This window comes from Halobellus sp. GM3 (genome assembly GCF_052545375.1).
In genome coordinates this window covers 328,417-355,147 of the sequence record NZ_JBQWLT010000003.1, presented here as the reverse complement: position 1 = coordinate 355,147, position 26,731 = coordinate 328,417, and the positions used below count along the sequence as shown (strand labels likewise).

Genomic DNA, 26,731 nt, shown 5'->3' with positions numbered 1-26,731 from the left:
ACAATCCGTCGGTCTCTGGCGCCCATCATCGCCCTCCGCCTCGCGATTTCGCTCGCGACCCCTCGATACGTGCCCGACTCGCGGGACCGGCCGCCAAGGAGAACGTCGGTGAATCCGATCCTCACTCCCCCGTGAGCGCCTCGCTGCCGGGCGCGAAGTCGACAGAGGATCCGAGCCCAGCCTCGCGGGCCTTCTCGTAGAGGAGGTACGCGCCGGCGACGGTCTCGATGCCGGTCCCGCCGCTGTCGAAGACGGTGATCTCGTCGTCGGACTGGCGGCCGGGGGCGTTGCCGGCGACGACATCGCCGAGTTCGGCGTGGATGTGATCCTCGTCGACGACGCCGGCCTCGACCGCGTAGAGGAAGGAACCGGCGTCCTGCAGCGCCCGCTCTCTGAGGTCGGGGACGTACGTCGCGCGCTCGATCGTCGTCTCGTCGAGCTCGCGCTTTGCGGGGTCGTACTGTCCCATCGCCGTGACGTGCGTTCCCGGTTCGAGGGCGTCGCCGTCGAAGACGGGTTCGCTCGCGCTCGTCGCGGTCACGACGACGTCCGCGCCCTCGATCGCCGCCGCCGCGGAGGCGACGGCCGCGACGCTCGCGTCGAGGCGGCGGTCCATCTCGCCGGCAAACGACTCGCGGTTCTCCTTCGTCGGCGAGTAGACCCAGACGGTCTCCAGATCGCGGACGGTCGCCAGCGCGCGAAGCTGTCCGCGCGCCTGCGGACCGCTGCCGATGATCGCCGCCGAGGACGCGTCCGTTCGGGCCAGTTCGTCGGCCGCGACCGCCCCGGCGGCGCCCGTCTTGAAGGGGTTCATACTGGCGCCGTCCAGCATCGCGAGCGGTGCGCCCGAGTCCGCGTCGAAAAGCGGCGTGGTGAACCACGCGTCCCCCGCGCCGAACCCGGCGGAGTACATATAGCCGCCCATCGCGCCCGTGTCCGGCAGGACGGCCGCGTAGGTCGTGAGAAACCCCGGCGGGTCGGCGTTCGTGAGCTTCGTTCGCGGTTCGGCGGGGGCGCCCTCGCCCCGCTGTCGGTAGCCGTCGCGAACCGCCTCGACGAACTCCGCCGGGGTCGCGAGGCCGTCTACGTCCGCGCTCGTCAGGAACAGCGTCTCGGTCATGGACTCGGATTCGAGCGCCACCGACAAGAACGTGCGGAAGGAGGCGGTTGTGAACGGACGGCCCGGGCCGGCCTCGGATTCGAGGGCGCCACATCGGAGCGTTGAACTGCCCGCTCGACGCACGTGGGGTCGTGAACTCGAACGACCGGGCGATCGTGGCGTTGGTGAGCGTCGCCCACGGGATGGTCCACACCTACGAGCTTTCGATCCCGATCTTCGTTTCGATCTGGCTGGTCGAGTTCGACGTCCTACCCCTGGGGCTGACTCAACTGGAGGTCACCGCGGCGACGCTGGGGCTGGTCGTGACCGCGGGGTACGGTCTCTTCGGCGTCGGCGCGCTCCCGGGCGGCGTGCTCGTCGATCGCATCGGCTCCGACCGGCTCATCACCGCCAGCCTGTTCGGGATGGCCGGCTCGTTCGTCCTCTTGGGGCTCTCGCCGAACCTCCTCGTGGTCACGCTCGCGCTGCTCCTGTGGGGGGCCGCCGCGAGCGTCTATCACCCCGCCGGGCTGGCGCTCCTCTCGAAGGGCGTCGCAGAGCGGGGAACCGGCTTCGCCTACCACGGCATCGCCGGCAACGTCGGGACCGGACTGGGGCCGCTCGTGACCGCGATCCTGCTGCTCTTCGTCGACTGGACGGCCGTCGCGGTCCTACTCGCCGTCCCCGCGCTCGTCGCCGGTGCGTACGCGATGCGCGCGGAGTTCGACGAGACGGCGGCCGTCGACGAGGACCCCGTCCCGTCCGATTCCGCGGGGGGCGCGGCGTCCGCCGTCGACGGAGGTTCCGGCGGCGACGGCCGCGCCGACGCCGGAGTCGCGTCGCTGGCCGAGTTCGGCGTCGAGTCGCGTCGGCTGTTCGCCGGCGGCTTCGCCCTCGTCTTCGTGGTGGTGATGGCGTCGGGGCTCTACTACCGGGGCGTGCTCACGTTCATGCCGAACCTCCTCGAGTCGCTGCCGGGCTTCGATCCGATCCCGCTGATATCCGTCCTCCCGCCGGCCGTCACCGACGCGCTCGGCGTCAGAGCCGGCTCCGGGCGGGCGATCAACCCCGAGCGCTACTTCTACTCGGGGCTGTTGATCGTCGGCGTCCTCGGGCAGTACCTCGGCGGGAAGCTGACCGACCGGATCCCCGTGGAACTCGGACTCGCCGGTGGGTTCGGGCTGCTCGCGGTGCTCGGCGTCGCCTTCCTGCCCGCCGCTGACGCGGGCATCGGCCCGTTACTCGCCGTCGGCGCGGTGCTCGGCTGTGCGCTCTTTTTCGTCCAGCCGTTCTATCAGGCCACCGTCGCGGAGTACACCCCGGCCGACGCGCGCGGGCTCTCGTACGGCTACACCTACCTCGGCGTGTTCGGCGTCGGCGCGCTCGGTGGGGCGATCGCCGGTGCGATCCTGACGTATGCGACCCCCGCAGCGCTGTTCGCGACGCTCGCCGGGTTCGGGGCCGTCGGGTCCGGCGTCGGCGCCTACCTGCTCCGGCGACGGCGGAAGGTGGCGGAACGCGCGGAACTACCGTGACAGCCGAACGCCGCTGTCAGCCGAGAAGTTTGAAGAACAGCCAGCGGAACGCGACGAGCGCCACCGCGCCCGTCAGGAAGACGACGACGCCGAACGTCACCTGGAAGCCGCCCGAAAACAGCGGCGACGCGCGGAGGACGAACCCGATGACCGCGGCCGGAATCCACGCACGGAGCGCAAGCGGAATCGCGGCCTTCGCGGACTCGGCGGCGCCGGCGGAGTACGCGCCGATGAGCGGGGCGGCGACCGCCCACCCGAGCAGGAACGGTAGCAGGGTCAAAAGCCACGCGACGGGCGACGTCGAGAGGTAGTCGACGCCGTTGTGGTTGATCACGCCGAACGTGAGGACGGCCGAAAGCGCCAGCACGTCGACGACGACCAGCGGGACCGCCGCCGCGTCGATGCGTCGTGCGAGGAACGACTCCTCGGTGGATGCCATACGCGTCGATTCGGACGCTCCCTAATGGCTCTCTCGGTTCGCGCTGTCGACGTTCGCTCGGCCGTCGTCACCGTCGCTGTCCGAGCGCGGAACCCGCCCCACGACGACGTACTCGAACCCCTCGCGGACGATCCGAGAATCGAACCCCGCAGCCGAGAGAAGTCCACAGAGCTCCGTCGGCGTCCAGAACGCCGAGTCGAAGCCGACCGTCCGCTCGGCGGCGACGAGACCGCGACCGAGGAGCGTCCGCGGGTGGAACTCCTGAACGACGAGAACGCCGCCGGGACGCACGACGCGGGCGGCCTCGGAAAGCCCGGCGGCCGGGTCCGGGAGGTGATGAAGCGCGTCCACGACGACCGCGGCGTCGACCGCGTCGTCGGCGATCGGGAGCGAGCCGGCGTCGCCGCGGACGACCGCGTGGCCCGCCGCCCGGGCGCGCGCGAGCATCCCCGAGGAGGCGTCCACGACGACCGGGTCGAAGCCGGCACCGGCGAGCCCGCTGGAGGCCCGTCCGGTCCCGCCGGCGAGGTCGAGCACCCGGTCGATCGGCCGGTCGGCGAAGGCGAACCCGTCCCGGAGCGCCCCCGTCTTCGCCGGCGGCATCGCGAGATCGTAGAGGCGGGCGATCCGATCGAAGAAGCGGACGTCGCCGGGACCGAACCACGAGGACATACGCCGGTGTTCGTCGGTGAGCGCCAAGGGGCTGTCGGGGCAAAGGAGTACCACGGGGTTGGTGGGGAAGATGAGCGCTTCGACGCCGTCCGACTCGACGGGGGCGAAAGCGATCGGTCGACGCCGCCTCACCGCCGAACTCTTCTCGTCGGCCGACGTAGACGCACGCGATGGAGTTCGTCTGCCTCGGCTGGCCGCCGGACGGACCGACGCTCCGACTCGACTACCGGCGGTTCGCCTACGCCGGCAAGTTCGTGATGTCGAACACCGGAAAGGCGGTCGCTCGCGGGGCCACCGCCCCCGACGTCGTCGCCGGCGACGCGACGCCACCGACGTTCGACGACGGACCGGACGGTGATGTCGCCGAGTCCGAGTTCGACACCGACGTCGTGGCGGCGCTCGCGTTCAACGAGGACCGCACCGACGACGCGACGCTCTGGTATCGGTACGTCACGGTCCGGTCGGACGCGAAGGGGCACAGTCTCGGCCCACGACTGGCGACGTTCGTCGCCGAGCGGGCCGCGGGCCGCGGCTACGAGCGGCTCAGAATCGCCGTCAACAACCCCTTCGCGTACGAAGCGATGTACCGCGCCGGCTTCGCGTGGACGGGGCGGGAGACGGGGCTCGCCGAGCTCGTGCTCGAACGCCCCGCCGCGGGGCCGGAGCCGAACGGCGCGGCCGCGGACGACAGCGGACTGGCCGCGGACGACAGCGAGTCGGACGCAAACAACAGCGAGACGGCCGCGGAGTCGCATAAGGACGCAGAGACGTACCGGGCCGGTCTCGACCGGTTCCGCGAGCGCGACCCCGGGGACCCCGAGGCGTCGTTTCTGGCCGACCGGCTCGATTCGGACCCGCCCGAACCGCTCGCCAACCCCGACGGTTAAATCGACTGCCGACCGAACTCCGGGCGATGGGAAACGCAGATCTGCGGAGTCTGGCGGTACTCTCGGAGGTGACGTTCGAGGAGGTCGCCGGCAGCGTCGTCGCCGTCGACGCCCACAACTGGCTGTACCGGTATCTGACGACGACGGTCAAATTCACCCGCGAGGAGGCGTATACGACCGCGGCGGGCGATGAGGTCGCGAACCTCATCGGCGTCGTCCAGGGGCTGCCGAAGTTCTTCGAGCACGATCTCGTCCCGGTGTTCGTCTTCGACGGCGGCGTGACCGAACTGAAAGACGACGAGGTGGCCGAGCGGCGCGAGGCGCGGGAGCGGGCCGAGGAACAGCGTCAGGCGGCCGAAGAGCGCGGCGACGCCGTCGCCGCCGCCCGGCTGGAGGCGCGGACCCAGCGGCTCACCGACGTCATCCACGAGACGACGCGGGAACTGCTCGAACTGCTCGACGTGCCGGTCGTCGAGGCCCCCGCGGAGGGCGAGGCGCAGGCCTCGCATCTGGCGATCCGCGGCGACGCCGACTACGTGGGCAGCGAGGACTACGACACGCTGCTCTTCGGCGCGCCGTACACGCTCCGACAGCTCACCTCGAAGGGCGACCCGGAGCTGATGGACCTCGAGGCGACGCTCGAAGCGCGCGGGATCACCCGCGAGCAACTCGTCGACGTCGCGATCCTCTGTGGGACCGACTTCAACGAGGGGATCTCCGGGGTCGGCCCGAAGACCGCGCTGTCTGCGGTCCACGAACACGGCGACCTGTGGGCGGTGCTCGACGCCCGCGGCGAGTACATCGAGCACGCCGATCGGATACGGGAGCTGTTTTTGGATCCGCCCGTGACCGACGACTACGCGTTCGACACCGACGTCTCCCCCGACATCGAGGCCGCGCGCGCGTACGTCACCGAGGAGTGGGAGGTCGACGCCGACGAAGTCGCGCGCGGGTTCGAGCGCATCGAATCCTCGCTCGTGCAGACCGGTCTCGACGAGTGGACGTAGCTCCGGCGGGGCGCGGAGATCCGGACGACAGCGGGTAACTCAAAGGCGCATTCGACCTATCCCAACCGGTTTGATACCCCGCGTCGTAGCCCTCGACAATGCGCCGCCGTCGGCTCCTCTCATTGGTCCCCGCGCTCGTGTTCGGCTGTCTGCCCGGCTGTCTCTCCGCCGTCCGGACGTCGCCGTCGGAGACGACCGCGACGCCCGACACGCTGCCGCCGCCGGGCGACGCGTCGCTCACGGAGTTCGACGCCGGCGACCCCTTCGAGACGCGTCGGGTCGGCGATCCGTCCGAGGCGACCCACCACCGCGCTATCGTCTGGAACGACGACGCCGACAGCCGAGCGATCGGCGTCCGACTCGTGGCGGCGGGCACCGGGGAGAGGCTCGTGGACGCGGCGCCGACGTTCCCGGCCTACGGCACCTTCCGCGTCGAGGTGTTCCGCCCGGCCGACTACGTGCTCGACGTGTTCCCGCCGACGGAGTCGGACCGGCGACTGGGCATCCGCCGGGAGTTCGTCGACTGCAACGACTCCGAGACGCACGTGGCCGTCAGACCCGACGGGAGCGTCAGGGCCCGAGTGATCTCGACCGCGATGGCCTGTGAGGAGGCGGCGGGGGTCCCGGCCACATCGACAGAGGGGTAGGCGGCGCAAACGGGTGGTGAACATCCGGCGTGACGCGAGTACGTCGCCTTCACCGTCGTTTCTCCGCGGTACCTTTTTTTCCGTGGCCCTCCCTCGTTCGGTATGTCTGTTCTCGAGATGGGTCGCTCTCGGCTCTCGTGGTGGGGGGTCGGAATCGCCCTCGCGGCGGCCCTCTCGTACGTCGTGTACTCCTTCGTCGGCACGTTCGTCTTCGGCGTCTTCATCTACTACGCGACCCGCCCGATCTACCGTCGCATCAAAAAGCGGATCCGCCCGCCGAGCCTCGCCGCCGCCGTGGCGCTCTTCGTTCTCGCACTCCCCGCGCTGGCGATCGTCGCCTACACCGGAGCGATCGCCGTCAGCGAGCTGTTACGACTGACCAACGAGGGGATCTTCGACATCAGCCAGTACCCGATCTCGGAGTCACAGCTCGAACGGTTCACCGACATCGAGCGGGTGCTCGCTCTCGACCCGGAGATGGTGACCCCCGAGCGACTCTCGCAGCTGCTGTCGTCGGTGAGCTCCGCCAGCGACGTCCTCGCGTTCGTCGGCGTCGGCCTCGTCCACTTGTTCGCGATGATCGCCCTGGCGTTTTACCTGCTCCGAGACGACCAGAAGCTCTCGCGATGGGCTCGGTCCCAACTCGCGGACGACCGGGGGGTCCTCGAGACGTTCCTCGGGGCCGTCGACAACGACTTCACGAACATCTTCTTCGGGAACATCCTCAACGCCGTTCTCACCGGAACGATCGGCGTCATCGCGTACACGCTCTTGAATCTCGTCTCGCCGCCGGGCGTCGCGATCCCCGCGGCGGCGCTTATCGGCCTGATCGCCGGCGTGGCGAGTCTCGTACCCATCGTCGGGATGAAGCTCGTGTACGTCCCCGTCGCGGTGTATCTCGGGGCGACGTCGTATCTGTCCGATCCGACAACGCTGTGGTTCACCGTCGCCTTCGTCGCCGTTTCGTTCGTCGTCGTCGACACGATCCCCGACCTCGTGCTCAGACCGTACGTCTCGGGGCGCAACCTCCACGTGGGGGCGGTGATGATCGCGTACACGTTCGGACCGCTGCTCTTCGGCTGGTACGGCATCTTCCTCGGTCCCATTCTGCTCGTCCTCATTATGAACTTCGCCAAGCACGTGGTCCCGGTGTTGATCAGCCGCGAGCCGCTCGTGCCGTACACGGTGGATCCGGCGGTCGCAGACCTGTCGGAACCGGTGGCAGAAGGGGACCCGCACGTCGCGGCCGACGGGGACGGGCGGCCCTCGGCGGAGACGACCGGCGGCTTCGAGTTCGGCACGGCCCTCACCGAGTCAGCCGGAGGCAGCGACAGCGACCCCGAAACGGGAGCGAGCGGCGAATCCACAGGACCGGAGACGGGGAGGCAGTGAAGCGACTGTCGACGGGCCGTCACCCGGGCGACAGTGCCGGACGGTCGAGCGGGGGCGACGGCCGTCCGCTCAATCGTCGATGCCGTCGAAAGAGACGTTGATGTAGTTTCCCTCCCAGTCTTTGCGAGCGGCGATCTCGCGCCGGCCGCGCCGGGTGAGCGTGTAGTAGTTCGTCCGTCGGTCGCGCTGGCCCTTGTCGACGAGCCCCTTCTCGACGAGCGTGTCGAGATTCGGATAGAGCCGGCCGTGGTGGATCTCTTTCTCGTAGTACTCCTCGAGTTCGTCTTTGATCGCGAGCCCGTGCGGTTCGTCGAGTCCGGCGATCACGTACAGCAGGTCGCGCTGGAATCCTGTCAGGTCATACATCGGTGAATTCTACTCGTATATTAGTGTTCTCCAAAATAAACATATCGACCCGTGAACCGGCTATGGAGGCCAGATATCGACAGTACGACCGCGGTGCCGGAAATGAAAGGGAACAACATATCTGCCGGATTACTACTTCTAAGTCGGTTCTCTAATATGTCCGTGAGGGACGCGGATCCCACTCGTCCACGGAGAGAAACCGCGGTTCGAAAGCACGGTAGACGATCCGGCGACGCGGCAGCGACTTGGCAGCGACGCGGCGACGACGCGGAGCGACGCGGTGGCGACACGGCGGTGCGGTGACTGATGGAACTCACACAGTTCGTCTCGAACGCGACACCGATGCGGATGCCCGCCGCTCTCGACGACGTCCGTTACGGCCGGAAAAGGAAGCAAGCCGCGTGAAAACCACGCGGATGCTTGCCGCCCTGAATTGGTCCCCGCTGACGCTTCGGCCCTCCAGACGAAGCGTCACCCGACCATTGCTGATTGCCCCACATAAATATATCGACTGTGGGACAGTCAGTCACGACGCGCTTTTTTCCGCCGGGCGATAACGCGTGGATATGTTCGTTCGGGGGCGCCGGCGCTGTACCGACTGCGGTCGTGAGTGGTCGTATTTCGACACTGGGACGGTCGACTGTCCGGACTGCGGGAGCCTCCGAAGCACGGGGCTCGGCGATCGGAAGCGACACACGGACAGCGCCGTCACGCTGGATCTCTCGACCCACCGTAACGAACTGGGCGGGGCCACGGAACTCCGCGACGTCGTTGACGACCTGAAGGAGACGCTGCGAGCGTACGTCCGACAGCGCGGCTTCGTGAGAGGCGGTGAACTGCAACCGGTCGACGACACGCTGCTGGCCGCGGCAGAGTTACTTCACGCGTCCGACGTGTTCCAGCGGACCCGCGATCCGAGCGAGGAGGCGCGGCTCTACGTTCTCGAACTGCTTCGCGGCGCTGACAGCGGCGAACGCCCGCGGGCGTCGTCGGTTCCGGAGTCGATGCGGGACGCGCGAGGCCTCGCCTACGCCGAAGTCACCGGCCGGTTCTGTGCGGACCTCGGGACGTGGCTCACCGACCATCCGGATTCGTCGGCGAGGGACGCCCGCGAGACCCTCGATACGCACGTCACGCGAATCGAGGCGGTCTACGGCGACGTCCCGACCGAAGAGTCCGAGGCGATCGTCCGAGCCGCCCGGGAGCTGGTCGCGTATCTCACCGCGGGCGACGAGTCCGCGCTGGCTCGCGCCCGCGACCGGCTCTCGCGACTGGGGGGTTGAGACGCCGATACGCCGAGGGAAACGCTCAAACCGACGACCGGCGTAGTCCGCCGTATGGCAGATTGGACCGACAGCATCGTCGGAGATCGGATGGCTGTCGACAGGGAGTTCAACGACCGCGTCGAGAGTTCGAGATTCTCCAATCAGGAGTGGGGGCTCATCATGACGGCGACGGAACTGGAGATCGAGAACGCCGACGATCCCGAGCGGGCACAGCTCGTCGCCGACACGGACAAGCTCCCGCAGATAATGCCCGAGTTGGACAACATCCGCTCACAGATGCCGCAGATGGGGGGCCCCGACGGCGATGACGGCTCCTCGGGCGGGGGATTCGTCGACTCGCTCAAGGGAGCGCTCGGAATCAGCGCCGGCGGCGGATCGGACGAGGAACGGCTCGACGACGCGAAACGGCTGACGCAGGACTACGCGAACGAGTTACAGCGGCACCTCGAATCGAAGAACAAGTGGGAGCAGGTCCGAATCGCCTATCAGGATTGACATCCTCCCCGCGCTGAAGCGCGAGGCTTTCTCCTCGCACTTCCGTAATCGAGGGGGCGCGCGAGCGGACCGGATGCGTCGACGTCGAAGCGAACGCTTTCGTCTCCGGCCGCCGATGGTTCGCGTATGACCGATAACGACGTCCGTGAGTTCGGTGGGATTCGCCTCGAACGCGTCCGCGAGCACGTCTGGGAGATCCCACGCGAGGGAGAGATGCGCGTTCCCGCTCGGGTACTCGCGAGCGAGTCGCTCCTCGAACAGATCAGCGGGGACAAGACGCTCCAGCAGCTCCGGAACGCGACGCACCTCCCGGGAATCGCCGACCACGCGGTCTGTATGCCCGACGGTCATCAGGGATACGGCTTCCCGGTCGGCGGCGTCGGAGCGACGGACGTCGAGACCGGCTGTATCTCCCCGGGAGCGATCGGCTACGACATCAACTGCGGCGTCAGGATGATGCGGACGAACCTGACGTACGAGGACCTCCGCGGCCACGAGGAGGAACTCGTCGACGCCCTCTTTGCGAATATTCCCTCCGGGCTCGGCGGCGGCGGCATCGTCGAATCCGGTCGGGAGACGATCGAGGAGATACTCGACAGAGGCGTCGACTGGGCGCTCGAACACGGGTACGCCGTCGAGGGCGACCTCGCTCACTGCGAGGACGAGGGGACGCGCCCGGACGCCGATCCCGACGCGGTCTCACAGAAGGCCAAAGACCGCGGGAAGAACCAGATCGGGAGCCTCGGGTCGGGCAACCACTTCCTCGAAGTCCAGCGCGTGACCGACATCTACCGACCGGACGTCGCCGCCGAGTTCGGCCTCGAACCCGATCAGATCGTCGTGCTCATCCACTGCGGCTCCCGCGGGCTGGGCCATCAGGTATGCTCGGATTACCTCCGGAAGATCGAGCAGGGACACGGGGACCTGCTGGCGGAGCTCCCGGATAAGGAGCTGGCGGCCGCTCCGGCCGGATCGGAGCTCGCCCAGGCGTACTACGGCGCGATGTGCGCCGCGATCAACTTCGCGTGGGTGAACCGACAGCTGATAATGCACCGGACCCGTCGCGTCTTCGAGCGCGTGTTCGACCGCGACTGGGAGGCGATGGAGATGGAACTGCTCTACGACGTCGCCCACAACATCGGCAAGAAGGAAGTCCACGAAGTTCCCGTCGACGAGAGCGACCGCCCCGTCGCTCCCGACGAGGCCGTCGACCGCACGGAGCGTGAGCTCTACGTCCACCGCAAAGGCGCGACGCGCGCGTTTCCCGCGGGGCGACCGGAGCTGCCGTCGGCGTACCGCAACGTCGGGCAGCCGATCATCATCCCGGGCAGTATGGGCGCGGGATCGTACGTCCTCCGCGGTGGCGAGCACTCCCTCGAGGTTTCGTTCGGCTCGACGGCGCACGGGGCGGGGCGCACGATGAGCCGAACGCAGGCGAAACAGGAGTACTGGGGCGAGACCGTCAGAGACGAGCTCCGCGACCAACAGAAGATCTACGTCAAAGCGCAGTCGGGGGCGACCGTCGCCGAGGAGGCGCCCGGCGTCTACAAGGACGTCGACGAGGTCGTTCGCGTCTCAGACGAACTCGGGATCGGCGACAAGGTCGCTCGAACGTTCCCCGTCTGCAACATCAAGGGGTAGCGGCGTCGCTGACGAGGAGAGCGGCGTCGCTGTCGGGGACAGATCTGCGAGGGGGGCGTACAGGCGGCGCATACGGCTTGACCGCGACGGCGCGCCGCGCACCCGCCGTGACCGTCGCGGTCGACGTTCAGGTCACACGCTCGCTGGCCCCGGCATCGGGTAAGAAGTCTCGGAGCGTCGATGTCGGCCGCAACCCCGCTACCCGTGCGTACAGACAACGAGTCGGTCGTTATCTCGGGTAACACAGAGCCGTTCGGCGTCAGCGAGGCCGAAGGAGTGGCTGTGACGCTCGGTGAGGAGAACCCGGGCGAAGGGATCGCCGCAGGCGGGACACGGAACGCCGTCGCGGTTCTCATAGAGCGTGACGTCGCCGCCGTCGCGGAGTAGCTTCATCCGGTGGCGGACGGCGTGTTGGTCGAATCGGTCGGCCATCGGAGAGAATGCGCCGTCCGCCGAGAAGAATCTGGCGTCCGTCCGGCCCGGAACGCGCGTCGTCGAAGCTCGAAATCGGTTGCAGCGAGCAACCAGAAGGTGTGTTTTTACCGGCGGGGGACGGCCACTACGTATGGATCGGTACGATCTCCTGTATCGCCTCTACGAGGAGTACGAGACGGACACGCTCCGCGATCTGCAGAACTTCGTCGACCTGTTCCCGCCGGTCGACTCCCGCGTGGCGCTCGAATACTGGCAGGACGCGAGCGACGAACTCGCCGCACGCAAACGCGACATCGCGGCGGATTTCGACGCGGGAGACGCGGTCGCAGAGATCGCCGCTCGGGCCACGCGCGAGCAGACGTTCACCGCGCTCGACCTCCACACGAAGTACCGGGAATCGGTGAACGCGCTCGTGCTCGACGTCGACGAGACGCTCCGGTCGGCGGGGCGGACCGACAACGAAATCCCGCGGGAGACGCTGCACCTCCTGACGGAACTGCACGAGGCGGGCGTCCCGATCGTCATCTGTACGGGGCAGACGCTCGAGAACGTCAAGGGATTCATGATTCAGGGGCTCGGCACCGAACTGGTCCACTCGGGGTCGTTCAGCATCGTCTACGAGGCCGGGACCGGCGTGTTCACGCCCGGTCACGGCTCGGACACCAAGCGGTTGCTGTACGACTCACTCGACGAGGACGTTCGGGAGGTGTTCTCGCTGGTTCGCTCCCGCGTGCTCACCGCTGCGCCCGAGGAGCTCCGGCGATCGGTCCACTTGCAGGGCAACGAGTTCAACGTGACGCTGAAGCCGAACTTCGACGTCGGAAGCGAGGACGCCGAGGCAGTCATCGACGAGGGGCTGGTCTACCTCATCGACCTGCTCGGTCGGGCGGTCGCCGAGACGGTGGAGGGAGTCGGTGACGTCGGAATCGAGGCGCGGGGCGACGACTCCGGGGACCCCCAACCGTCCGCCGAGTGGGCGCGGGCGTACTACGCCGCCGCCGATCCGGAGATCGAGGCCGTCCTCAAAACGGCGGGCGCGGTGCCGACCCGGGCGGCCGCGTCGGCTCCCGAGGCCGTCCGCACGCTCTTCGACCGGATCGACGTGGGCTACTACCACGCGGACGCCGCGGAGATCGGATCGCTGGACCTCGATAAACCCACGGGCGTCCGCGAGGCGCTGGACGTGCTGGGGATCGAGAACCCCTTCGTGTTGGTGATGGGCGACAGCAAGTCGGACCTCCGCGTGATGACGTGGGCCGAGTCGGCGGACGCCGGTATCGCCGCCGCGCCGAGACACGCCTCGGAGTCGGTGCTCTCGCACGTCCGATCGACGGACGAGCTGGTGTACGAGCCCGGCGACGCGGGATCGGTACTGCGGGTCGTGTCGGTGCTCAACCGCCTCGGCGAGTGGTAGGCGGCCGAACGACAGAGACGAAAAACGGACAGAGCTCGGCGACCACCGCGGCGAGACGCGCGATCAGCGGAGCACGGCGGACAGCGACAGCTCACTCGACGACTCGAACGTGGCGTGCACCGAGAGCGTCGTGCTGTCGGACTGGATCTCGTTACCGACGTCTCCGTCGATCCGCCACTCGACGATCACCGTGACGGCCTCGTCGGGGTCGAGGTCGACCGAACGGGTCGATCCGGCGGCGTCTGCGAGCGGGACGTACGCTCCGTCGCCGCCGACGAGCGCCACCCGCTCGCCGTCCTCGCGTTCGAGCGTGATCCGAACGTCGAGGTTGTCGGACAGTTCGCCGACGTCGGGCGTGTCGTCGACGTCCGATTCCGGTTCGGTCAGGCCGTTTTCCCGATCGAGCGGCGCGCCGACGGCGAATTGGGCCGTCACCGCGTCGTCAGCGGGGTTGGCGAGGCGAGCGGAACTCGAATCGCTGCTGCCCGGAACCGCGTTCCCAGTACCGAACAGCGCGGTCGTTCGGTCCGCTTGGGCATCCTCATCGCCACCGGTGTCGGTTTCGGACCGTGCGTCGTCCTCACCGGGGCCGTCCAGCGAGCCGTCGGCCCCGTTCTGCGGACTGGTGTCACCGTCGGACGATTCGTCGGGTCCGGCAGTCGAACCGGCCGATCCGGCAGTCGATGCGCCGGCGATGCCCCATCCGGTGTCGTCACCCGTCTCGACGTCGGTGGCAGATGCCCCGGAGGCCACCCCGCCGTCGCCGGCGACGGTCGTCCGTTCGGCGGGACGATCGACGAGGAACGCGTAGCCGTCGGTATCGGTGACAGTCGCCACTCGCTCGCCGTCGACGTAGAGCCGCGCGGTGACGGAGACGAACCCCTCGCGACGCGCCGTTGACCCCGGGACGTCGACGTCGAAGCCGTCCGATAGCTCGGCCCCGAGATACGTCGTTCCCGGCCCGCCGACGGCGTCGCCGACGCTGATCGTCCCCGGCGGGACCGACTCGACGGAGTCGCGCTCGAGGACCGACCACGTGCCGTTGGGGAGGCGGCCCCACACGACGAACGCAACCCGATCGACCGGTCGTTCGACCGCGAGCGTCCCGTCGAGAGTCCCCGACACCTCGCCCGCGTCGCCGGCCTCGTTTCGGACGTTCGCCGGATCGGCGGCCGTGATCTCCAGTGTGGCCCCCGGGACGGATTCGGCGGTGGAGCCGATCGGAGACGGCTGGCCATCAGCCGCGATCGGCGCGTTCGTCAGGAGCCCGGCGGCGACGCCGCCGACCGCGATCGTGACCACGATCGCCAGCAGCTGCGTCCGGCTGATCTGTACCGGTACGCCGACGGCACTCATTGGTCGTCCTCCGGCGTGTCGGTCGATGTCGCTTCCTCGGTGTCGGTCCGCGTGTCGGTCTCTGTACCCGATGGTGTCGCCGTCTCCGACGATGTCGGCGTGGACGTTGTGGTCGGCGTGGTCGTAGTGGTCGGCGTGGACGTTCCGGTCTCGGTGTCCGTTTCACTCTCTCCGTCGGATTCCGAACCCGATTCAGACGGCTCCGGTGCCGACTCGTCGTCGCCTGATTCTCCGGGTTCCGAGGTCGAATTCCCGGCCGACTCCGAATCAGCGTTCGAGTCGGTATCCGAGTCCGGAGCCGAGTCCGACCCGCCGGTGTCCGTTCCGTTCGCCGTCTCGGAACCACCCGGTCCGGGGTCGGTCCGCGACTCGTTCGATGCTCCCGGCCCTAGGTCCGGCTTCGCCGCCGTCTCGTTCTGCCCCGCCTCCGCGGCGCCGCCGCCTTCGGGCTGCCCACCGGTCGGGGTGGTTTCGTTGGCGCGGTCGGTTTCGTTCTGTGCGCTCTCGTTGTGAACGCCCGCGTTCTGTGCGCTCTCGTTCCCGCCGCTCGGGCCGTTTGTGCCGGCACCGACAGTTCCGTTGCCTTTCGCGTCCGGGTTCTCGGCGGGTCCGCCGTCGAACTGCTCTGTCGACTGCGCGTTCGTCGCCCCCGACTCGTTCGGAACGAACAGGCCGAACGGGCTGAATCCGTTGGTCGTCGCCGTCAGCACGTACCAGCCGTCGATCGGCTCCTCGACGTCGGTCCCGAGGAACGCCCAGCCGTCGTCGTTGTGACCGATCATCACGTTGTCGGCGTCCGCGCCGATGCGATCGAACCACGACGCGGCGATCCAGACGGAGATCCGAGCGCAGCCGTCCCCCTCGACATCGAAGCGCTCTGCGAGCTGCATCGTGTCCGTATCGGCGCTCTCGGGGACGGGATCGCAGGATTCCACCGGCTCCACGCCGACTTTCGAGACCTCTCCGTTCGCCGCGTTATCGACTGTCAGATCGACGGCGACGGCTTCGCGGTCGGATAACAGCGCGGTGGTCGCGCCGCCGGTCAGGGAGGCGACGACGACGAACACGAGCGCGAGCGCGAGTATCCGCTCGCCGTCGAACGGCAGCCGGGGGGCTTTCGTCGCGCTTTCGTCTCCGCCGTCAGTCGGTTCGCCAGTCATTGTCCCTCTCCCTCCCCTCCGTCGAACTCGTGTTTGTATCCGTACTCGCCGGGGCACGGATCGCTGTTCGATCGCGTCGGTGGGCCGCTTCCGGGGAACTCACTTCCGCCCGTTTGCTCGTAGGTCGCGGCCAGATCGAGGTCGGAGTTCGCCCCGCCGGTGGTGACGCTGAACCCCGGCGACGCGTCCTCGGCGTCGTAGGTGAAGACGTCGAGATTCCGCCCGTATTTGAGCAGGACCGCGTTCACGTGGTCCGGAATCGCCGTGATCTCGAGTGTCGCCAAGTCGCCGCCGTCACCGCAGGCCTGCCGCTCGAAGGAGACGTCGTCGCTGTCGAGCGTTTCGTCGCTGCAGAAGGCGACGTAGCTGATCTCCTTTCCGCAGGGCTGCTCGTCGCCGCCGTTGTCGTCCTCACAGTCACCGCAGGCCTCTCGATCGAGGTTCAGATCGAACGACTGGGGATCAGCGAGGTGGCGTTCCTGCACCGCGTAGAACCGGAAGCCGAAGTCGACGTCGGCGCTGTTCGGAACGGGATCCGACAGCGACCACGTGAACGAGACGGTCCACGTCTCCCCGCCGGTCGGAAGCGCGGTCTCGGAGAGCAGACCGCCCGAACCGTACCGCTCGCGGAAGGAACGGAGCGTTCCGTCGGAGAACAGCTCCGTCGCCCCCGAGCCGTCACCGCGCAGTTCGACGGTGATCCGTAGTTTCTCCTCGATCGCCTCGCACGCCGGGCAGTCCGACACGAGCCAGACGTACGCCGGGTTGTCGTCGACCGACAACTCGAACTCCGCGGTCTGCGTCGAGTGTAGCCCGACAGACCCGGTGTACGCGTCGTTCTTCCAGCTGGTCGGCGAGAGCACGTCGACGTCGAGGTCGAGCGATCCCGCCGCGAGCGTCGCTTCCGTTCGCTCGGCGTCTGTGAGCACCGCCGCGACGCCGCTGCCGGACGCGGCCGCGGCACCCGCCGTCGCGATGCCGTAGAGGACGCGCCGCCGCGACAGGCCGCTCGCCGGGGTCGATCTCTCAGGCATCGGAACCGCCTCCGGTCGGGTCGTCGTTTCGATCCAAATCGGAGCCAGGGGTACGCGTCAGAGTGGTCGAGCCGGCGTCGGTCCCCGTCTCGGAGCGAGCGTCTCCCGACGGGCTCGGCGCGGACGCGTCCGCCGCGTCCGTGCCGCCGTCGGCGGCCGGATCGCCCGCCTCGACCGCTTGGACGTCCGCGGACGAGGGGGTGGCAGAACCGACTTCCGGTGCGTCGCGTTCGACCTCGGAACCGACCGCCGGTGCGTCGCGTTCGCCTTCGGTTCCGCCGTCGAGCGTTCGACCGCTCCCGACGTACAGCCCGACACAGAACAGGAACCCGATACCCGTGGCCACGGCCACCGTGATCGACCACGCCTCGACGGTCGTGTACGCGACGTACGCACTGTAGGGAACGTACACGCCGAAGACGAACGAGAGCAGCTGGAGGCTCGACCGCGTCAGCGTGAGCGATGACCCCGTGTCGCTCCCGGTGGACGTCTCCCCGCCGGTGGCAGGGCTGGCGGCGGTGTGCTCGACAGTTCCTTCACGGATTCCGTGGGCGTGGCTCGTCGGTTCACCAATTCCGTGGGCGTGGGACCTCTCGTCCGCGGCGCTCGCGCCCCCGTCGGCGATGTGCGTGTCCCCGCCGCCGCCGCCGCGGGACGAACCGCCGTCGCCCTCGACGGACCGAACGAGCGACCACAACTCAGAGATGACGAACAGGCCCATCGGAACCACGACGACCGCGGCGAATCCGACAGGCGTGTTGACGAACTGGACGACGTATCCGATCACCGGGATGACGAGTATCACCTCGCCGATGACCCGCTCGTGCGGGACGGTCCCGGCGTCGGGGTCCTCGTTGGCGTCGCCCTTCGTCACGTACGCGGCGCTTCCGTCGCGCTCGACGACCTCGATAACGCGGTGGGTCGTCGGCGTCTCGCCGTCGGTTCCGAAGGTGATGACGTCGCCCCGCGTGATCGAATCGGGCGAGGCGTCGCGGACGATGACGGCGTCGCCGGGACTCATCTCGGGCTCCATACTCCCCGAGAGGACGACGAAGCCGTGGTCCGCGCCGACGACCTGCGGCGCGCCGTAGACGACGAACGGCGCGACGACGCCGATCAGGAGCAGTACTCCGACGATGTTTGCCGCCGTGCGGAGCGCGTCGCGATCGCGCAGCGTCATCGAGCGACACCCCGCTTTGACGTACCGTTGCGCCCCCGGCGGATGCGATGTTCCCCGTTCACAGGGCGAAGATACGTGTTTGTTGTCTTAGCTATCGACCGGTTATCAGGGATCGCCTCGCTCGTAATCGGCGGATAACCGACTCTGGCGAATATCGGGATGATGGAAGCCTGTGCCGTCTCCCCCGCTAATAGCGCGTTAAACGCCGGTTTCGGTGAGTCGCAGGCGCAGCGACGATCGGCGTCCCGTGCGATCGCGCTCATCGCCCGTCGCACCTCCGCGGTTCGACCCCGATGGCGAACTGGACCGAGTCGCCCTGGATGACGTTCCCGACGTCGGTCGGGATCGACCACCGAAACGACACGTACACGGCGTCGCCCGGGGAGAGACACGTCTCGCCGTTCCGGGTGAGCCGATAGCCGTCCTCGAACGCGGGGCTCTCCCCGACCGCGGCGAGCGTTCCAGACGCGATCATCTCGTCGCCGCCTGAGACGAGTGGGACCGATTCGACCGCGCCGTTCCCGGTCCCGAGCCCCATGTCCCGCCAGATGTCGACGGTCGCGACGTCCTGAAGCTCCCCCCGGTCGGGCGTATCGTCGCCCGCCTTTCGTTCGGGCTCGGTGAGCCCGTTCTCGGCGGTCTCGGTGAGCGAATAGCGTAGCAACAGCTCGGCGGACTGCGAGTCTCTCTCGCCGCCGTTGAGATCGGCCTCGTCCGGAATCGCCGCCCGCAGCGTCACCGCACCCGTGTCCCCGGGGAGAACGGCTTCGTCGACGATAACCCCGACGTCGCCGGTGTTGCCATCAGAGGCGGCTGTCAGGTCCGTATCCTCGCGGACCTCGCCGTTGACGGTCTCGCGCCAGTCGAGTGCGACGGGCGGGAGAGCGCTCTCGGTGTCAATCTGCGTCGACTGATCCAGTTCGACGGTCGCCAGTGCGGCCGCTCGACGCACCGATCCCGCACCGACCGCCAGCAGGACGGCGCCGGAGAGCCCGGAGAGCACCTGTCGACGTGAGGGAGTTCGCATACGTCGGTACCTTAAGAGAGGGGCGAGGCGTCCTCACGCCTCAGTGGACGGGTCGTTGTGCCGGCACTGTTCAGTGTAGAAGCCGAGGTCGAAGGCGACGCTGTCTCCCTGGACCTCGTTGCCGACGTCTCGCGGGAGCCACCACGCGAGTCCGATGTAGTGGTCCGTCGACGGCTCGAAGCAGCAGTCAACGCCGTTTCCGTTGTCTCCGCCGCCATCGGTCGAGGCGGCGAGGCAGAAGCCGACGTGGCTGATGTCTTGGCCAGTTGGAGTTTGTAGTCCGTCTCCCTCCGGGGCCCCATACTCCAACGCGCCGGGCGTCTCGTCGTCCGTGAAGTCGTTATAGGGGTCAGTCGGGTCGCTGCTCGGGCCGCCGCTGTTGTTGTCATTGTCGAAACTATAGACGTTCGCTCCGGCGGACCCGCCGGAGCCGCCGCCGCCTTTCACGATGACCTTCGCGACGCAGAATTCCGGCTGTCCCTCTCGGCTCTCGATCGACCACTCGGTGATTGTCTGGCTGCCGTCGACGAGCGCAGTCGTCACCGTGATATCGCCGTAGGGGGTGCTGTAGGTCGTCTCGCCGGTCTCCGGAAGCGTACCTTCGGGGGCCTCGTCGGTCTTGACGCCCTGAATCAGTCCGAAGTCGGTACATCGCGGATTGTCGGAGATCGTGTGCTCTACCGGGCCGTCGGTCAGCGGGGTGTCCACCGTGACCGTCTCGTCGGACACGTGCAGGCTGTCGTAGTCCGATCTCGTCTCGTCGCATTCGCCGGACGGCGGCTCGATGACCGGTCCGTCTCCGCCCCCGGGACAGAGCTGCACGCCGTCGCCGCCCTCGAGGAATAGGAGGAGTTCGCCCAGCGAGAGCTCCGGGGTCAGATAGCCGGCGTCGTCGCCGCCGACTTCCGCGACGTTGTCGCCGTCGTCGTACCAAACGCGGGTCTGAATCGCGTTGAGGAGTTCGCCGTCGGTGCCCGGACTCTCGACCGTCCCGTTCTCGGCGTCTGACTCCGCTTCGGGCTCCGTGAGTCCGTTTTCGGCGTTGGATCGGAAGGCGCCGGTCAGCCAGACGTATCCGGGGTTGTCGCAGAGGTGATAGCTCAGCGTGAGTTCGCCGAAGTCGCCGGGCTTGACGTCGTCGAGGCTGACGAGCGGCTTCGCCTCCCCGGTGTCGCCGTCCCACGTATCGTCGTTCTCCGTCCGCAGTCCGTCGCCGGTCGGATCGAGGTCTGCGTCCATATCGGCGCCGTCCTCGCAGATGTAGCCGACGCCCTGCTCGGTCTCTTGGTCGCGGTTCGCGGCGAAGGCGTCTTGAAGGCGGTCGTTGTTTGGGTCGGGGTACGCCTCGATGGCCGTCGCGTCCATAAAGTCGCCGACGCCCACTTCGCTGTCCTCGATCCAGACCTGCGGGTTTTCGGGATCGGGGAACCCGACGTACCCCTCGCCCGGGTCGCTGTAGCTGACGTGCTCGGCCCCGCTAGAGCCGTCGTAGTAGTGCTCCTGCCAGTCGATTTTTAGATCGAGCGTGCCGGCCGTGAGGGTGTTGTTCTCGAACGATTCCGTGTCGCTGAAGTACGCGCTCGTTCCGAGCCCGGCGCCCGCGGAGGCGACGCCGATCCCGCCGATACCAGCCAGTACGTTCCGGCGTGAGAGCCGATAGATCTCTTTTTCGTCGGTCATAGGTGGTCCCCTCGCGGGGGAACGACCCACCGGCGGAGTCGAACCGCCGCGTCGCCTCGGCGTCGAATCCCGGACGCGGGACGCGAGTCAGGCGACGAACGCCCGTGTGGGTGACTGCTGGCATCGCTACGCGCTGTTGTTGAACGGATCGTCGTTGTGGCGGACCTGCTGGGCGTCGAATCGGAGCGTGAACGTCACCGAATCGCCCTGGACGTCGTTGCCGACGCCGAGCGGGAGCTCCAGCAACTGGTAGAACCACGCGGCGTCGGAGTTCGATCCGACTTCGAGCGGATCCCCAGTCGACGGATCCCGGAGCAACACCCCCGTTTTGTAGACGTCGTGGGCCTCGTTCATCGTCGTGTAGTGGGCCCCACCGGGCGTCTCGCCGTTCAGATTCGTCGGTTCCTCGTAGCTCCCGAGTCCGGAATCGTTGCGGTCTGTCGTCTGGTCGAGGCCTTCGAGATCCTGCGGGCTGCTGCCGCCGCTGAGATCATCGTAGGACTGCCAGATTGTCGACAAAACCGCGTCCCCCAGATCTCCCGGAGAAGCGGTAGCCCCTTCGGGTTCGGGGGTCGCACCCTCGTCGTTGCTGTAGTCCTCGTCCACGGACGTGACTCGGACGTAACCCGGGTTCGCGATTATCTCGGGGTTCCACTCGAGGATGAGCCAGTCGCCGGGTTTCATATCGTCCACGGCGACCGTCACCGCGTCGCCGTCGGCCGTGTCCGCCGGCGTGACGGTGGTGTTGTCCCGCACGATAGTCGTGCTATGCGCGATGTTGTCGACGGTGACGCGCATGTTCAGCGCGCCCGCGGTCAGGCTGTTGTCCTCGAAGGATTCGGTGTCGCTGAACAGTGCGGTCGTCCCGAGCCCAGCGCCCACGGACGCGAAGCCGACGCTGCCGACGCCCGCGAGCAGCTTTCGTTTCGTCAGTGTGAGTCGTTCGTCAGTCATGTGCATCGCCCCCTTCACCGGGGGACACTCACGAGCGGATTCGAACCGCTCGACGCGTCGCCGCGTCGCACCGGCGTGAGCGAGAGGTGGAGGTCGAGCGCCTCCGGGGACCGAGGCCGATCAGGTCGGTTGCTCCTGTCGGGATCCGTCGTTGTGGCGGCACTGTTCCGCGTAGAAACCGAGGTCGAAGCTCACCGTATCGCCTTGGACCTCGTTGCCGACGTCCCGTGGGAGCCACCAAGCGAAGCCGACGAAGTGATTGACGCTCGGCGGGAAGCACTCGCGGTCGTCACTGTCCGGATCGTCGTCAAGTTCGTCGAACGGGCTGGCGCGGTTGCCGTCTAGGGGAACGCCGTTTCCGGCGGCGAGCGTCTCCAGATCATCAGCGAGCGTCCCCCGTCGGAACACCTCGCCGCAGAACGCTCCGGACGTCATATCGCCGAAGTCGTAGCTGTAGTCCTCACCGCCCAGCGTCATCGGGTATCGATCGGAGATGCTGCCGTCCGTCCGGTCGATGACGACGATTTCGTCGTTATCCCGATCGGATCCGACGAGATCGCCGGTGCCGGCGTCGCGAATGGCGAGGCCGGTTATTCGCTCGTCCTTCTCGCCGATGTTGCTGGAATCAACTGGGACCGCCGTGGGGTCGCTACTCGGATCGTCGACCTTGTAGAGCCCGTCCGCGTCGGTGTTCGCCGTCCAGATGTACATCGTTCCGTCGGACGAGAACACGAGGTCCGCGCCGGAGAGGTCGATTCCGGTGTCGCCCTGTGAGGTGGCCGACGGTCCGGACGGATCAACGGTGTAGAGTTCGTTGGTATCCTGGCTCGCCGCCCACAGCGTCCCCGAGGGCGAGTAGCCGGCGAGGACGATGCCGCCGGGATCTCCCGAGATCTCTCCCTCGTCGGTAAACGAGTCGCCATCGATGTCGTACGTCCCGAGGTGTCCGGACTCCTTGTCGTAGAACAGGATCTGGTCGCCGTTCGGCGTGGCGGCGATCGCGTCGGTCTGATCGAAGTTTCCATCGCCGCCGTAGTCGCCCGGACCTAGGAGTTCGGTCAGCTCGGCCGATCCCTTGGTCAGGGTGACCTCGTACAGCGTCGTCGGGTTGGTCCCGCTGTCGGTCAGGTACAGTTTCTCCTCGCAGTCGGTCTGCAGGACGTTGTCGCCGCGGGAGTCGTACCACCAGACGGTCTCGATGTTCTCGGCGAGATCGGCGTCGTTGTCGTCGTCGCCCTCCGCCACCTGTTCCGGTTCGGGATTCGGTCCGCCGGACTCGGCGACGTTCGCCGCCTGCAGCCAGACGTATCCGGGATTGTCGCAGAGGTGAAAGCTCAGCGTGAGTTCGCCGAAGTCGCCGGGCTTGACGTCGTCGAGGCTGACGAGTGGTTTATACCCCTCTTCGTCGTCCCAGGTGTCGTCGTCATCCGTTCGGAGCGCTCCGTCGGCCTTCGGATCGAGATGCTTCGGGAGGTCAGCACCGTCCTCACAGGGAGCATACTCGAAGCTCTCCGTGTTCACCTCTTGGACTCCGTCGTTGTTGGGGTCCGGGAACGCCTCGATAGACGTGTCCCGCATAAACGCCGGGATATCCTCCTCCGCGATCCAGACCTGCGGGTCGTCCGGATCGGGGAAGCCGACGGTGCCTTCGCCGGGGTCGCTGTAGCTGACGTACTGATCCCCGCTGGAGCCGTCGTAGTAGTGCTCTTCCCAGTCGACCTTCAGGTCGAGTTCGCCGGCTGTGATGGTGTTGTTCTCGAACGATTCCGTGTCGCTGAACAGCGCGCTCGTGCCGAGGCCGGCTCCGGCCGAAGCCGCGCCGATGGCGCCGATGGAGCCGAGCACTTTGCGCCGCGTGAGGTCGAATTCGTGTTCTGTCATCGTCGTGTCCTCGCGTTCGTGTCTGTCTTCGCCGCGGTCGCTGCCCCCTCTGGGGGAAAACCCACCGGCGGAGTCGAACCGCCGTACACCGTGTGGGTCGAAGTCACCGTTCGGAACCCGGAGCGTCCGGAGAGCCGACCGACTGCGTGGTCGGGTTCAGTCCGCCACCCCGTTGGACGGGAGGCCGTTATCGTCCTGGTAGGTGCCGTTGAACGGCTCCGCTGGCGGATTCTCGTTGTTGCGACTCTGGAGCGCGTAGAACCCGAGGTCGAATCCGACCGAATCGGTCTGGATCTCGTTGCCGACGTCCTCGGGGACCTCCCACTCGAAGCCGAGGCAGTGGGTCATGGCACCCGCGAATGGCTCGCGCTCTTCGGTCGAGCGGTTGCCGTCGAGGGCGATTCCGTCTTCGAGGGCGTCCATCGCTTCGGCGAGCGTGCCTTCCAAAATGATCTCCTCGCCGCCGGTGATCGTCTGGCCCACCTGCGAGAAGACCTGCTCGATCGCGTCCTCGGCGCTCGTGTCGCCGGTGACGACGAAGACGTTGTCCGAGTTCCCGGTGAGGTTGTTCAAGAACTCCTCGTCAGCCCCGGCGACACCGATCGCGTAGAGTTCGATATCGTCGTCGAGATTATCCGCGGCGTCCAGCGCGTCCGACTCGCTGTCTGGCACTCCGTCGGTGAAGATGACCATAATCCGATTGTGGCCGTCTGTACAGTTGTCGAGGTCGTCCCCGGCATCACTGATCCCGTCGGCCATCCCGGTACTGCCACTGGAACTGAGGCCAGTGAGGTCTTCCCAATCAACAGCCACGCTGTTTACGACGTCGGCGCTGCTGGAGAACAGCGTCGCCCCGACCTCGTTGTCGTCGTTGGCGCCCAGAATGTCGTTTGCCAAGCCGTTCGCCGAGTCTTGGACCGTACCGATGTCACCGCCGATCGAACCGGAGGTGTCGAGTACGAGCTGGACACACGACGCGTCCGAGCTGGTTTCGTCGTCGCCGCCGTCGAGGACGTTGTTGCAGTTCTCGTCGTACCACAGCGTCGTCTCGATCGCGTCGGCGAGTTCGCCAGCGCCCTCACCGGGGTCACCGCCGGAACCGTCGACCTCGGCTTCTGGTTCGGATTGCCCGTTCTCGTCGTTGGCCGTCAGCTCCCCGTTCATATACATCCACGCGGGGTTGTCACAGATGTGGAGGCTGACGGTGACCTCGCCGGAGTCGCCGGGCTTGACGTCGTCCAGCGTGAACACCGGGATCTCGTCGCCGTTTATGAGTCCCGCCTCAGGAGCACAGAAGTCCTGCTCTTGAACCACACTGGGCCAGTCCTCGTTTTCTCCGGGGCTCGGAACCTCTCCGATGAGGTACGTTCCGTCCTCGATTTCCTCGACGGTAAACGGCTCTCCGGGGCCGCTCTCGCTGTACCAGCTATCCACCTCGCTGAGCCGACCGGGACCGCCCGCGTACGTCGCCTTGTAGTCGAGCTTTAAATCGAGCTCTCCGGCCGTGAGCGTGTTGTCTTCGAACGATTCCGTGTCGCTGAACAGCGCGCTCGTGCCGAGGCCGGCACCGGCCGAAGCCGCGCCGATGGCTCCGATGGAGCCGAGCACTTTGCGCCGCGTCAGATCGAATTCGGGTTCTGTCATCGTTGTTTCCTCGCGTTTGTGACCGTCTTCGCCGCGGTCGTTGCCCCCACATAGGGGAGGCCCACCGGCGGAATCGAACCGCCGCCGCGCGGGGCGGGCGCCTGCGTGGGTCAGATTATATGACTGCTGTGCTATTCGAGTGTCACATCCGCGTAGGTGCTCGCGTCGTCGAACCCATCCGGACCAAAGCAGAATTCCGGAGTCAGGTTGACAACGACGTTGCCGGAACCGCTCGGCGGTGTTTCGCTGGCGTACCCTGCCTTTCCACCAATCGAGAAGTTGCTCCCCAGACGGCTTCGAGCGATCTCGATAGTGTACTGACCGTTTCCGTTCGCAGAACCACTGATATCGCTCGGGAGTGAGCTGGAGCTTCCAGAGGCGACTGGTTCTTCGAATTCGAAGCCAGTACCTGCAGTGTATATGACTTGGAAGTCTCCGACATCGTCGTCGTCGGTGTCGAAAGCTAGTCCGAAGTTGTCGGGATACTGCCCTCCGACGAGTTCTTTAGCCAGATCGATCTCGATGATAACTGGATCACCGAGTAGGGCGACGTTCATCACCTGCTCGCTACCGAGGTCACCGTACGGGAGGGCGATCGGGTTACTAAAGTCGCAGTTCTGGGAATCGATACCGCTAAACGCGCGTTCAATCCGGAACGTTTCGCTGCACGGATTATCGGTACCGTTGTTGTGCCGGGCCTGCTCGGCGTAGAACTGGATATCGAACTGGAGGCTGTCTCCCTGAATCTCGTTTCCGACCGTCTTTGGCACCTTCCAATCGAGACAGAGACAGTAGTTTCCGTCCGGGTCGAATTCGGCCTGCTCGCCCGGCATCGGGAAGCTACCACCCTCGGGGACGATCGCACCCCCATCGAGCGGAATCCCAGCTTGGATCATCGCGAGAAGTTCGGCGAGTGATCCCGACCACGCGGTCGCCTCCGTCGTGACGTCCTCGGGGCCGAACGTGTCACCGATTTCCCCGACGTTACAGTAGTTGACGTCGACGTGGATGTTCTCTTCGAGCTCACCTTCGCCGTTATTGTCCTCTGGCTCGGGTTCTGTGTAGCCATTTTCTTGCGAAGACGTCAGTTCGCCGCACAGCCACAGGTACGCGGGGTTCGTCTGGATGCGCGGGCAGAACGCGATTATCCCGTTGTCGCCCGGTTTCACGTCGCCGAGTGTGGCTGTGACTGCCTCGCCGTCGGCGGTTCCGGAGACGCTTCCGTCACCGGCTGATCCCTGGTCCCAGTAGGAGTAGTAATCGACGAGGAGATCCAGTTCTCCCGCCGTGACCACGTTGTTCTCGAACGATTCCTCGTCGCTGAACAGCGCGCTCGTCCCGAGCCCGGCGCCCGCGGACGCAACGCCGATGGTTCCGAGACCAGCCAATGCCTTCCGCCGTGAGATTTCAAACCGTTCTGTCATGGGTTTCTCTCCCCCGTCCGGGGGACGCCCACCGACGGAGTCGAACCGCCGCAGCGGAGCCGCCGTCGCGGCGGCA

24 protein-coding genes are annotated in these 26,731 nt (G+C 67.1%); 9 read left to right on the top strand and 15 right to left on the bottom strand.

The features are described from left to right. Positions 1-121: 121 nt before the first annotated feature. Positions 122-1,120 carry an ornithine cyclodeaminase family protein gene (locus ACT3HL_RS07135; protein WP_445086119.1) on the bottom strand — a complete coding sequence of 333 codons (999 nt, stop codon included), beginning with the start codon at positions 1,118-1,120 and terminating at the stop codon, positions 122-124. A 131-nt stretch (positions 1,121-1,251) separates the two neighbouring features. On the opposite strand from ACT3HL_RS07135, the gene ACT3HL_RS07130 reads away from it, so the two are divergent. Continuing rightward, on the top strand, positions 1,252-2,634 hold the full coding sequence (locus tag ACT3HL_RS07130) for an MFS transporter (protein ID WP_445086118.1): 1,383 nt from the start codon (positions 1,252-1,254) through the stop codon (positions 2,632-2,634). A gap of 16 nt (positions 2,635-2,650) precedes the next feature. On the opposite strand, the gene ACT3HL_RS07125 is transcribed toward ACT3HL_RS07130, so the two are convergent. Further along, a complete protein-coding gene (locus ACT3HL_RS07125) occupies positions 2,651-3,073 on the bottom strand; it encodes a DUF3054 family protein (RefSeq protein ID WP_445086117.1) in 423 nt (140 codons plus the stop codon). Between the two features lie 21 nt (positions 3,074-3,094). After that, positions 3,095-3,745, bottom strand: coding sequence for a methyltransferase domain-containing protein (locus ACT3HL_RS07120; RefSeq protein WP_445086186.1), 651 nt, complete (start codon positions 3,743-3,745; stop codon positions 3,095-3,097). Between the two features lie 170 nt (positions 3,746-3,915). Between ACT3HL_RS07120 and ACT3HL_RS07115 the strand changes: the two genes are divergently transcribed. The 4 genes from ACT3HL_RS07115 to ACT3HL_RS07100 all read left to right on the top strand — a co-directional run bounded on the left by ACT3HL_RS07115 (position 3,916) and on the right by ACT3HL_RS07100 (position 7,678). Beyond that, the gene (locus ACT3HL_RS07115; protein WP_445086116.1) at positions 3,916-4,632 is read left to right on the top strand and encodes a GNAT family N-acetyltransferase; all 717 of its coding nucleotides are present in this window, start codon (positions 3,916-3,918) and stop codon (positions 4,630-4,632) included. Between the two features lie 26 nt (positions 4,633-4,658). After that, on the top strand, positions 4,659-5,639 hold the full coding sequence (gene fen / locus ACT3HL_RS07110) for a flap endonuclease-1 (protein WP_445086115.1): 981 nt from the start codon (positions 4,659-4,661) through the stop codon (positions 5,637-5,639). A gap of 98 nt (positions 5,640-5,737) precedes the next feature. Beyond that, entirely contained in the window at positions 5,738-6,286 is a 549-nt protein-coding gene (locus ACT3HL_RS07105; protein WP_445086114.1) for a hypothetical protein, read from the top strand. 102 nt (positions 6,287-6,388) lie between these two features. Continuing rightward, positions 6,389-7,678, top strand: coding sequence for an AI-2E family transporter (locus ACT3HL_RS07100; RefSeq protein ID WP_445086113.1), 1,290 nt, complete (start codon positions 6,389-6,391; stop codon positions 7,676-7,678). A gap of 69 nt (positions 7,679-7,747) precedes the next feature. Here the strand turns inward: ACT3HL_RS07100 and ACT3HL_RS07095 are convergent, their stop codons facing one another. After that, positions 7,748-8,044 (bottom strand): helix-turn-helix transcriptional regulator, encoded by a 297-nt coding sequence (locus ACT3HL_RS07095; protein ID WP_445086112.1) that lies wholly within the window; start codon positions 8,042-8,044, stop codon positions 7,748-7,750. Between the two features lie 566 nt (positions 8,045-8,610). Here ACT3HL_RS07095 and ACT3HL_RS07090 point away from each other — a divergent pair. From ACT3HL_RS07090 to ACT3HL_RS07080, 3 genes are all read left to right on the top strand, one after another. Further along, a complete protein-coding gene (locus ACT3HL_RS07090) occupies positions 8,611-9,327 on the top strand; it encodes a DUF7117 family protein (RefSeq protein ID WP_445086111.1) in 717 nt (238 codons plus the stop codon). Between the two features lie 54 nt (positions 9,328-9,381). After that, positions 9,382-9,825 carry a DUF5799 family protein gene (locus tag ACT3HL_RS07085; RefSeq protein ID WP_445086110.1) on the top strand — a complete coding sequence of 148 codons (444 nt, stop codon included), beginning with the start codon at positions 9,382-9,384 and terminating at the stop codon, positions 9,823-9,825. Positions 9,826-9,951: 126 nt separating this feature from the next. Beyond that, a complete protein-coding gene (locus tag ACT3HL_RS07080; RefSeq protein WP_445086109.1) occupies positions 9,952-11,466 on the top strand; it encodes an RtcB family protein in 1,515 nt (504 codons plus the stop codon). Positions 11,467-11,664: 198 nt separating this feature from the next. On the opposite strand, the gene ACT3HL_RS07075 is transcribed toward ACT3HL_RS07080, so the two are convergent. Beyond that, positions 11,665-11,898: a DUF7385 family protein gene (locus ACT3HL_RS07075; RefSeq protein WP_445086108.1), complete on the bottom strand. Its 234-nt coding sequence runs from the start codon at positions 11,896-11,898 to the stop codon at positions 11,665-11,667. A gap of 133 nt (positions 11,899-12,031) precedes the next feature. Here ACT3HL_RS07075 and ACT3HL_RS07070 point away from each other — a divergent pair, with 133 nt between their 5' ends. Continuing rightward, positions 12,032-13,315: an HAD hydrolase family protein gene (locus tag ACT3HL_RS07070; protein WP_445086107.1), complete on the top strand. Its 1,284-nt coding sequence runs from the start codon at positions 12,032-12,034 to the stop codon at positions 13,313-13,315. 63 nt (positions 13,316-13,378) lie between these two features. Here the strand turns inward: ACT3HL_RS07070 and ACT3HL_RS07065 are convergent, their stop codons facing one another. From ACT3HL_RS07065 to ACT3HL_RS07020, 10 genes are all read right to left on the bottom strand, one after another. Continuing rightward, positions 13,379-14,671 (bottom strand): hypothetical protein, encoded by a 1,293-nt coding sequence (locus ACT3HL_RS07065; protein WP_445086106.1) that lies wholly within the window; start codon positions 14,669-14,671, stop codon positions 13,379-13,381. Then, positions 14,668-15,831, bottom strand: a complete 1,164-nt coding sequence (locus ACT3HL_RS07060) for a hypothetical protein (RefSeq protein WP_445086105.1) — start codon at positions 15,829-15,831, stop codon at positions 14,668-14,670. The genes ACT3HL_RS07065 and ACT3HL_RS07060 overlap by 4 nt, the downstream gene beginning before the upstream one ends. Then, positions 15,828-16,865 (bottom strand): hypothetical protein, encoded by a 1,038-nt coding sequence (locus ACT3HL_RS07055; RefSeq protein ID WP_445086104.1) that lies wholly within the window; start codon positions 16,863-16,865, stop codon positions 15,828-15,830. The genes ACT3HL_RS07060 and ACT3HL_RS07055 overlap by 4 nt, the downstream gene beginning before the upstream one ends. Next, entirely contained in the window at positions 16,858-18,045 is a 1,188-nt protein-coding gene (locus ACT3HL_RS07050; RefSeq protein WP_445086103.1) for a signal peptidase I, read from the bottom strand. The genes ACT3HL_RS07055 and ACT3HL_RS07050 overlap by 8 nt, the downstream gene beginning before the upstream one ends. 259 nt (positions 18,046-18,304) lie before the next feature. Then, positions 18,305-19,072 (bottom strand): hypothetical protein, encoded by a 768-nt coding sequence (locus ACT3HL_RS07045; RefSeq protein WP_445086102.1) that lies wholly within the window; start codon positions 19,070-19,072, stop codon positions 18,305-18,307. Between the two features lie 33 nt (positions 19,073-19,105). Then, on the bottom strand, positions 19,106-20,752 hold the full coding sequence (locus ACT3HL_RS07040; protein ID WP_445086101.1) for a SipW-dependent-type signal peptide-containing protein: 1,647 nt from the start codon (positions 20,750-20,752) through the stop codon (positions 19,106-19,108). A 126-nt stretch (positions 20,753-20,878) separates the two neighbouring features. Next, positions 20,879-21,706: a SipW-dependent-type signal peptide-containing protein gene (locus ACT3HL_RS07035; RefSeq protein WP_445086100.1), complete on the bottom strand. Its 828-nt coding sequence runs from the start codon at positions 21,704-21,706 to the stop codon at positions 20,879-20,881. Positions 21,707-21,826: 120 nt separating this feature from the next. Further along, positions 21,827-23,587, bottom strand: a complete 1,761-nt coding sequence (locus ACT3HL_RS07030; RefSeq protein ID WP_445086099.1) for a SipW-dependent-type signal peptide-containing protein — start codon at positions 23,585-23,587, stop codon at positions 21,827-21,829. A 156-nt stretch (positions 23,588-23,743) separates the two neighbouring features. Further along, positions 23,744-25,231, bottom strand: a complete 1,488-nt coding sequence (locus ACT3HL_RS07025) for a VWA domain-containing protein (RefSeq protein WP_445086098.1) — start codon at positions 25,229-25,231, stop codon at positions 23,744-23,746. Between the two features lie 131 nt (positions 25,232-25,362). Beyond that, the gene (locus ACT3HL_RS07020; RefSeq protein ID WP_445086097.1) at positions 25,363-26,655 is read right to left on the bottom strand and encodes a SipW-dependent-type signal peptide-containing protein; all 1,293 of its coding nucleotides are present in this window, start codon (positions 26,653-26,655) and stop codon (positions 25,363-25,365) included. Between the last annotated feature and the right edge of the window lie 76 nt (positions 26,656-26,731).